The sequence below is a fragment of the Xanthomonas sp. SHU 308 genome, assembly GCF_000364645.1.
GTDB lineage: Bacteria > Pseudomonadota > Gammaproteobacteria > Xanthomonadales > Xanthomonadaceae > Xanthomonas_A > Xanthomonas_A sontii.
In genome coordinates this window covers 1-405 of record NZ_AQOK01000610.1, presented here as the reverse complement: position 1 = coordinate 405, position 405 = coordinate 1, and the positions used below count along the sequence as shown (strand labels likewise).

Below are 405 nucleotides of genomic sequence, written 5' to 3'. Positions count from 1 at the left end.
CGGCCGCCTGCCGCGACAGCCTGCGCCGGCTACAGGCCGATGCCGCGCTGCCGCCGCTGCTGACTGCCGACGTCGGCGCGCCGGTCGAAATCGGCGCCGCCCCCGGCACGGCGTACCGGCTCGACAGCGAGGACGGGCGCGCACTGCACGGCCACTGCGACGCGCAGGGCCGCCTGGTCGCACCCGATACCGCCGGTTACTGGACCCTGCAGCACTGCGACCGCAGCACCACCCTGGCGGTGGCGCCGCCACGCTGCTACGGCGTCGCCGACGCGGTGGGCGCGGCGCAGCCGCGGCGCTGGGGCCTGTCGCTGCAGGTGTACTCGGCGCCGGGCGACTACGACGCCGGCATCGGCGACGCCGATGGCACCGCCGCCTGGGCCACGCGCATCGCCGCGGCCGGCG

At 78.3% G+C, this 405-nt stretch carries 1 pseudogene; it reads left to right on the top strand.

From position 1 onward, the window contains the following. A pseudogene (locus D588_RS25170) lies at window positions 1-405 on the top strand (4-alpha-glucanotransferase); the annotation flags it as partial.